Below are 8040 nucleotides of genomic sequence, written 5' to 3' on the forward strand. Positions count from 1 at the left end.
GGTCAAAGCTCGAATACGGATAGCGCGAGGCGTCACAGCACCGGCGGTAGGGGAGTGAGCATCCTTCGCAGAAAGGGAATGTCCTCCACGAGTGCCTTGCGACCCAGGTGGAGGGCCTTCGAGGCGAGCTCCACCGAGGGAACCACGTCCAGCGGGGACAGCGTCCGGGGGAAGCGCTTCACGTGGTGCGCGTAGGGGAGGTTGGGGGCCACCGTCATCGCGGCCAGTCGCTGCAGGGGCAGCCAGAAGGGCGTGGCCAGCCGGGGCGCGAAGCCATCCAGCCCGAGGATGAAGGCGTTGCGCGTGCCGATGCGGCCGCGGGCCACCGCCTTCCACGCGGCCTTCGCGGGCAGGTTGTCCACGAGGCCCCCGTCGATGAGGCGCGCCACGCCATGCTGGGCCAGCAGGCCCTCCAGCAGGCCGTGCATGCGCGGGTCCTCGCGGAGCACGTCGTAGTGGATGACGCCGGGCAGGGCGGAGGAGAAGCCGGCGGCGTCCAGCGCGTCGAACTCGCCGGTGGCGTCGTCGGCGCCCAGGTGGAGGCGCACGGTGATTTCGGGGCGGGTGAACAGCTCCGCCACCGCGCCCATGGCGGCCTGGATGCGGCGGGCCACGCCGGCGGGGTTGAGCAGGCCCAGGGGGCTCGTGCCCATCAGGCGCTCGTAATACTCCAGCGGGCGAGGGAGCATGCCGCGGCGGATGCCGCCCACGGAGATGACGGTGGGCAGCGGCAGATCTTTCAACCGCAGGCCGCTGCCCTCGGGGCCCGCGCCGAAGAAGCGGCCCAGGCCCGCGCGCAGGAACAGCCGCAGCGCCGCCGGAATGCCGTAGCGGCTCTCCGTGGAGATGAAGCGGAAGAGCTTCCGGAAGGACAGCCCGCGGACGATGTTGACCATCTCCGTGGGGTCGAAGCGCGCCATGCGCGCGCGCATGATGGCGAGGATGGCGCCCATGGACGCGCCGGCCACGAGGCGCGGCTCCAGGCCGTGCTCGTCCAGCAGGCTCATGACGCCCAGGTAGACGAACGCGGTGCCGCCGCCTCCGCCCGCCACCAGCACCAGCGCCTTGTGGCGAATCTCCTGGTCCAGCGCCTCCGGCGGCACGCGTCCGCGCAGCCGCTTCAGCACCGTGTCCCGGGCGTGCGCGGCGTGCTCGCGCAGGTCCTTCACGTGGGGAATGAGCCTGTCGCGCGTGGGCGGGCGCGGGCCGCGCAGGACGGGGCCGAGCCGGCGCTCCACCTCCTCGCGGAAGGGCGTGAGCAGCGCGCCCACGCCCACGTCCATTTCGCCGTGCTGGACCTTGTAGAGGCGCGCCAGCGACAGCGCGGTACGGAGGATGGCCTCCTCACGCGCGTCCAGGAGGCCCGGAGAGGCCATGGCCGCGCGGACGAGCGAGAGCTCCAGCTCCTCCAGCGGCCGGGTTATCTGGAAGCGTTCCTTCAGCAGCACGGGCCGTCAGGCCTGGGCGATTTGCGAGAGGTTGGCGCGGGCCTTCTCGATGTCACCCTCGTACTTGAGGACGAGGTTGAGCGTGGAGGCCACCAGGTCCGAGGTGAGCTGCTCCGCGTTGAGGAGCGCCAGGCTCTGCGCCCAGTCCAGCGTCTCGCTGATGGAGGGCGCCTTCTTCAAGTCCAGCGAGCGGATGGCGGCCACGGCCTCCACGACCTGCTCGGCCAGGACCTGGGGGACGTCCGGCAGGCGCGCCTTGACGATGCGCAGCTCGCGCTCGCGGTCCGGGAAGTCGATGTGCAGGTGGAGGCAGCGGCGCTTGAGCGCGTCCGACAGCTCGCGGGCGTTGTTGGAGGTGAGCAGCACGCGGGGGATGTGCTTCGCCTTGAAGGTGCCCAGCTCGGGGATGGTGACGGCGTTGTCCGAGAGGACCTCCAGGAGGAAGGCCTCGAACTCGGGGTCCGCCTTGTCGATTTCGTCCACCAGCAGCAGGGCGGGGCGCTCGGAGAGCTGGGCGCGGAGGATGGGGCGGGGCAGCAGGAAGCGCTCGGAGAAGAACACCGCGTCCCCGGTGGCGAGCCGGTCCGCGGCCTCGGCCAGGGTGGTGGTGCCCTGCACCATGTCGCCAATCTTGTCCTTGAGAAGCTGGGTGTAGAGCAGCTGCTTGGCGTACTCCCACTCGTACAGCGCCTTGGCCTCGTCCAGGCCCTCGTAGCACTGGAGGCGGATGAACTCGCGGTCCAGGGCCTGGGCCAGTGCCTTGGCCAGCTCCGTCTTGCCCACGCCGGCGGGGCCCTCCACCAGGATGGGCTTGTTCATCCGGTCCGCCAGGAAGGCCGCCGTCGCGATTTCAGGGGAGGACAGGTAGCCCACCTGCTCCAGGCGCTGCTCCGCGTCCTCCACGCTGGTGAAGGAGCGCGTCTCTACCGTCGAAGGGATACTCACCCGGCAAACTTAACCGACCGACTCCCCAGCGACTGCGGCAAAAATGCCAGGGTTTCGAGCCCCGCACCGTGGGTAAATCGCCTCGCTGCCCTGCAACCCGGCGTAACCACGGTGGGAAATATTCTTCGCATCCCGGGCACACGTCGTGCATCAGAGCGGCCGCAACTCACGAAGCGCGAGGTCAGCGGTCATGGTGGTGTGGGCGTGGCTCAGGGTGGTGTTGGCGATGGCGGTGCTCCTGTTGCCGGGAGGCTTCCCGCTGCTGCTGGCGTACATCGCCGTGCGGACGCTGCGCGCCCGCTGGCACGACGCTCGAATCGAGGCCCACAACCACGGCCGCGAGGCGTCGCTGCGCGACGTCGTCGCCTCGCTCCACTTCAAGGAGCTGGTGCGCGAGGCCCGCGCCGCGCTCTGACGCGCGTGTCCGGGTAGGGCACGGATGTCAGGGTGGGGCCCCGAGGCCCCGGGAATCCGAAGCCGCGACGAAGTCTGTTGGCGTAGCAACCGTCACCCCGGACCGCCTCCCCGAGCAGGGAAGGCTCCGGGGTGATGCCGTTTCAGGGGACGGGTGCCGGAGCTCCGGCGGGGTGTGCCGGGTTTCCGAAGGGCGCCGGGGATGGCCCGCGACGGCGCGCGCGGGCGCCGGTCCCCTGGCGCGAGGCATCGGCCCCGGATGACGCCAGGACGGAGCCCGGTGGCCGATGAATGCGTGGGGCTCCAGCCGTGCGTTGCGACACCCTCAGACGCTGGGAAGGGCCCCGGCGGCCGATGAAGCACGGCGGTGCTCCGGTCACGAAGCCGGAGCACCGTCAGGCGCCGTGGCTACTTGTCCAGGTCGTCGACCATGGACAGCCAGTCGGCGTCCTCTTTCGCGACCTCGGTGGGGATCTGCACCATGACGGTGCGATCCGTGGGCTCCGACTCCTCGCCCAGTCCGGCGGGGGCGGGGGCCGCGGCCTTCTTCGCGGCGGCGGGCTTCGCGGCGGCCTTGGCCGGAGCGGCCTTGGCCGGAGCGGTGGCGGCGGGCGGGATGACCTGGTTCACCTGGGTCCGGGAGAGGTCGTCGTCCTCCGCGGCCTTGGCGGGAGCCTTCGCGGCCGGAGCGGCGGCCGCGCCGGGCTTGCTCTTGAATCGAGCCAGCTCCAGCTCGGCGACCTTGAGCGCCTTGCTCTTCTCCTGCACGGACTGCTGCAGGCGGGCGACTTCCTGGGCCTTGATGGCCTCGCGGCGCTCCAGCTCCGCCTTCTGCTTGGCGTTGAGGTCCTCCAGCTCCTTGAGCTGCCGCGCCTCCAGGTCCTTGCGCTCCTTCTGCGCGGTGGCGAGCCGGGCGGCGGCCTCGTTGGCCTTGGCCTCGGCGGCGGCCACCTTGGCGTTCAGCTCCTTCTCCAGACGGCCCTTGGCGCCCTGGGCGCTCTCCAGCGCCAGCTCCAGGTCCTGGATCTTCTTCGCCCGCGTGGTGAGCTGCCCCTGGAGGTCCTTGGCCTTCGCGTCCGCCTCGGCGGCGCGAGCCTGGGCCTCCTGGGTGAGCTGGGCGACGCGCTGCTCGGCCTTGGCCAGCTTCGCGGCCAGCTCGTCGGCCGCGCGCTTCGCCTCGGCGCGCTCCTGGGTGGCCTGCTGGGCCTGCTGCTGGAGCTTCGCCTCGCTCTGCTGGAGCTGACCGGCCAGCTCGTTCTTCTCGGCGGTGAGCTTCTGCTGGGAGGCTCCGGCGGCGCGCAGCTGCTCCTCGCGGTCGGCGAGCGCCTTCTTGCCCAGCTCGAGCTGGTTGTTGAGGCCCGCCATCTGCTGGTTGAGCGCGTCCGTCTGGCGCTTGGCGTCGGCGGCCTGCTGCTGGAGCTTCGCCTCCAGGGTCTTGAGCTGCTCGGTGCGGGTGGCGACCTCGCGGTTGAGCACCTCGGCCTGACGCATCTTCTCCTGCGTCACCGTCGTGAGCTTGCGGAGCGTGTCCGACAGCTCCTTGCCCTTGTTGGCCAGGTCGTTCTGGAGGAGCTCTTCCTTGCGCTGCGACTCCTCGGTGAGCGTGTGCAGCCGCTCCTCGAGGCTGGCGCGCGCGTTCTCCGTCTGTGCCAGCTGCGAGGACAGCCGCGTCACCTCGGCGACGGCGGCGCCCAGCTCGTGCTTGGTGAGGGTGAGCTGCTCGCCCAGGTCCTCGCCCTGGTTGCGCGCCTCGGTGAGCTGCGCCTCCAGCGACGCCTGGGTGTTGGCCGCCTGCTGCTTCGTGGCGATGTGGGCCTGCTGCTCGCGGCCCAGCGTGTCGCGCGTGGCGGCGAGCTGCGCCTGCGTCTGCTCCAGCGTCTGGGTGGTGGCCTCCAGCTCGGAGCGCAGTCCGTCGCGCTCGCCGGTGAGCGCTTCAATCTGCGCGCTCGTCTCGGCGGCGAGCTTCTCGTGCGCGGCGCGCTCGGCCTCGTAGTTGCCCAGCGTCTCGGACAGCTCGCCGCGCAGCTGGCCAATCTGGCCGGTGAGGTCCTGCTCCAGCGCGTCCTTGGCGACGCCCAGCGCCTGCAGCTCCGCCGTGCGCTGGTCGCGCTCGTGCGTGGTGCGGGCCAGGGCGTCGTTCGTGTCCTGGAGCGCGCCCTGCGTCTCCTGCAGCTCGGCCTGGAGCGCGTCGCGCTGGGCGATGGTGCTGCCCAGCTCGCCACGCGTCTCCTCCAGCGTGGCCTGCGTCTGCGTCAGCGTCTGGGTGGTGGCCTCCAGCTCGCCGCGCGTCTCGGCCAGGGCGCCTTCCGTCTGGGACAGGCGCGACTGCGTGTCCGCCAGCGTCGCTTCCGTGCGGGCCAGCGTGTCCTGCGTCTGCGCCAGCGTCTGGCTGGTGGCCTCCAGCTCGCCGCGGGTGTCGGCGAGGGCCTCCTCCGTCTGCGAGAGGCGGCCCTGCGTGTCCGTCAGCGACTGGGTGGTGGCCTCCAGCTCGCCGCGCGTCTCGGAGAGCGTCTGCTCGGTGCGGGCGAGGGTGCCCTGGGTCTCCGCGAGCGTCTGCTCGGTGGAGGCGAGGGTCTCCTGCGTCTGCGCCAGCGTCTGGCTGGTGGCCTCGAGGTTGCCGCTCAGCTCGGCGATGCGCTCGTCGCGCGTCGCCACGTCCCCCTGCAGGCCCTCGATGGTGGCCTCGCGCTGGGCGACGGTGTCCTCCAGCGCCGCGACGCGGGCCTGGAGCTGCTCGCCGGTGTGCTGCGACTCCTCGAGCTGCTGGGTGAGGGCCTGAATCTGACCGGTGAGGTCCGCCTCCAGCTCGGCCTTGGCGGAGCGCAGCTCCTCAATCTGCCGGGTGAGGTCGGCCTCCAGGGCGTCCTTGGCCTGGTTGAGGGACTGGAGCCGGTCGTTGAGGTCCGTCTCCAGCGCGTCCTTGGCCTCGTTGAGGGCCTGCAGCTCGGCGGAGAGCTCGGCCTCGCGGTCCGCCAGGTGCGTCTTGACGGCCTCGACTTCGCCCTCCAGCTCGCCAATCCGCTCCATGTGCTGCTGGATGTTGGCGTTGAGGTCCGCCTCGCTCTGCTCGTTGCGGGCGATGGTCTCCGACAGCTCGCGCTCCAGCGAGCCAATCTTGGCGTCGCGGTCCTCGATGCGCTGGGTGAGCTCGGTCTCCTGGGCGTCCTTGTCCAGCCGGAGCTGGTCGCGCTCGCCGGTGGTGCGCGCGAGGTCCGTCTCGAGGTCCGCCACCTGCTGCGACAGGCGGGCCTCCAGCGCGTCCTTCTCCGCGTTCAGCCGGACGATTTCGGCGTCCGCCTGGGCGCCGTGCTCCTCGGCCTTGGTGGCGCGGGCCTCCAGGGCGCGAACGGTGGAGTCGCGCTCCTGCTCCGTCTCGGTGAGGCGGTCCTGGAGGGCCTGGATTTCGCCGCCCAGCTCGGCGTAGCGCTGGTCGCGCTCGCTGACGGTGCGGGCCAGCTCCGCCTCGAAGTCGTCACCGCGCTTGCCCAGCCGGGCGACTTCCGCCTCGTGGGCGCGGAGGGCGTCCTGGAGCTTCTGCTCCTTGACCTCGAACTCCAGCGTGACGACGCCGAGGTGCTTCTCCAGCTTGTCGTACTCGCCGCGGAGGTTCTCCAGCTCGGACGCGCGGCGCGCCAGCTCGTCCTCGCGGTTGTGGACCTCCTTGCGAAGGACGTTGATGTCCTTCTCCTTGGAGGCGACGACCTCGATGAGGTCCTTCTCCGCGGAGAACTTCTGGAGGAGCAGGTCGTCCACGGCGGCGCCGTGCTCGCGCTCCTTCTGGAGCATGGCCTGCTGGGCCTCGTTGAAGCGGCGCAGCAGGTCGTCCACCTGCATCTTCAGGCCCTGCAGCTCCACGTCCTTCTCGTGGAGGCGGTCCTCGCCCGTGAGCAGCTCACGCTCGCGCACGCCCCAGATTTCGGAGAGGCGGGCGAGCTGGGCCTCGCGCGTCTTCAGCTCGTCGCGGAGGATTTGAATCTTGCCCTCGGGCGTGCCCATCAGCTCGCGGCGCGGAGGCGGGCGCTTGAGCTGGCGGGACTCGGCGAGCAGCTCCGCCTTGCGGTCCGCGATGGACTGGAAGGCGCGGTCGAGGAACGCGCGGTCCTCGTCCGTCATGGCGCTGCGGCGCTCGCGCTTGGGCAGCTTGGGCGGGCCGCCGGCGCTGGTGCGCAGGGGCGGCGGCATGGGCGGAGGCGCCTCGCGGGGCGCGCCGTTGAGCGCCGCGTCGAGGGACGCGTCCGACTCGTCGGTGCCCGCCGGGACGATGCCGTGGCTCATGGACGCGAGCTCACCCATCTCGAAGGGGATGACGAGGTATCCGTCCGCGGCGCCCGGCGTCTGGCGGTGCTGCGCCAGGCCGTCCACGCCCGTGTCGGAGGAGAGCAGGAGGACCTTCAGATTCTGGCCCCACTTGCCCTTCTTGATCTGACCGCAGAGAACGAAGCCGGACTGATCCGGCAGCTCGGCGCGCAGGACGACCAGATCCGGCCGACGCTTCTCCAGCTCGCGCTGCGCGTCTGACGCCGTCGCCGCCATGGCCGTTTGGTACCCCGCGCTCTTGAGCACGGTGGCCATGCTGAGGGCGAATTCATTCTGGCTTTCGACGATGAGGACCCGACGCTCCATGAAGCCCTTTGACCCGGAAAAAGTGCTGTGAAAACCGCAGCATCCTATCGGGCGGGTGCAAGGCTTGGAAAGTTTATGGGTAGCGCTCGGTTGGCTGCTTCACGAGCTTTTGCCGCGAACAACGCCTGTTGCACGTGTCGGCGGCTGGCGGGACGGGTGGGCGTCCTCGTCCCGGCCGGGGAACGTCGTGGGGGGTGTGTGCCGGTCGAAGCGAATGCCGTCGGGAGGACAGTAGCCGTGGGCGAGCTGGGCGAACCACGGGTTGAGTGACGAGGGCACAGGCTCGGGCGCGGGGCCCTCGTCCACGGGCTCGGGGGCCGGCGCGGATTCCACCTCGTGCAGCTCGGCTTCATCGAGCAGGCGAGCGGCGCCGCTGACGGAGACCTCGGCCTCCTCCACCTCGTCGCTGCTGATTTCGTCCGGCTCGTCCAGACGTGGGCGCGAGTGGGCGGGAGTCGCAGATCCGTCGGCACCGTCCTCGATGGGCTGGGCCTCGTCGGCGGAGATCTCCTCGGGCTCGTCGTCGGAGCTGGCCGCCGTGGGGACGGAGGCCTTGAGGGAGGGAGGCGCGGGCGGACGCGAGACGGGCGTGAGCCGGGGCGGCTCCGTC

The 8040-nt window shown here is 71.1% G+C and carries 4 protein-coding genes and 1 pseudogene; 1 reads left to right on the forward strand and 4 read right to left on the reverse strand.

The window, feature by feature from the left end:
- Positions 1-32: 32 nt before the first annotated feature.
- Together HG543_RS24255 and HG543_RS24260 are read right to left on the reverse strand one after the other, a co-directional pair.
- Positions 33-1448: a patatin-like phospholipase family protein gene (locus tag HG543_RS24255; protein ID WP_169347223.1), complete on the reverse strand. Its 1416-nt coding sequence runs from the start codon at positions 1446-1448 to the stop codon at positions 33-35.
- Positions 1449-1454: 6 nt separating this feature from the next.
- The gene (locus tag HG543_RS24260) at positions 1455-2393 is read right to left on the reverse strand and encodes an AAA family ATPase (RefSeq protein WP_169347224.1); all 939 of its coding nucleotides are present in this window, start codon (positions 2391-2393) and stop codon (positions 1455-1457) included.
- A gap of 190 nt (positions 2394-2583) precedes the next feature.
- Between HG543_RS24260 and HG543_RS24265 the strand changes: the two genes are divergently transcribed.
- Complete coding sequence (locus HG543_RS24265; RefSeq protein WP_211194131.1) at positions 2584-2808, forward strand: hypothetical protein; 225 nt, start codon at positions 2584-2586, stop codon at positions 2806-2808.
- 407 nt (positions 2809-3215) lie between these two features.
- Here the strand turns inward: HG543_RS24265 and HG543_RS24270 are convergent, their stop codons facing one another.
- Together HG543_RS24270 and HG543_RS24275 are read right to left on the reverse strand one after the other, a co-directional pair.
- The gene (locus tag HG543_RS24270) at positions 3216-7430 is read right to left on the reverse strand and encodes a response regulator (protein ID WP_169347225.1); all 4215 of its coding nucleotides are present in this window, start codon (positions 7428-7430) and stop codon (positions 3216-3218) included.
- Between the two features lie 99 nt (positions 7431-7529).
- Positions 7530-8040, reverse strand: a pseudogene (locus HG543_RS24275) (glycosyltransferase family 4 protein); the annotation flags it as partial.

The sequence above is a fragment of the Pyxidicoccus fallax genome, from assembly GCF_012933655.1.
GTDB classification, from domain to species: Bacteria; Myxococcota; Myxococcia; order Myxococcales; family Myxococcaceae; genus Myxococcus; species Myxococcus fallax.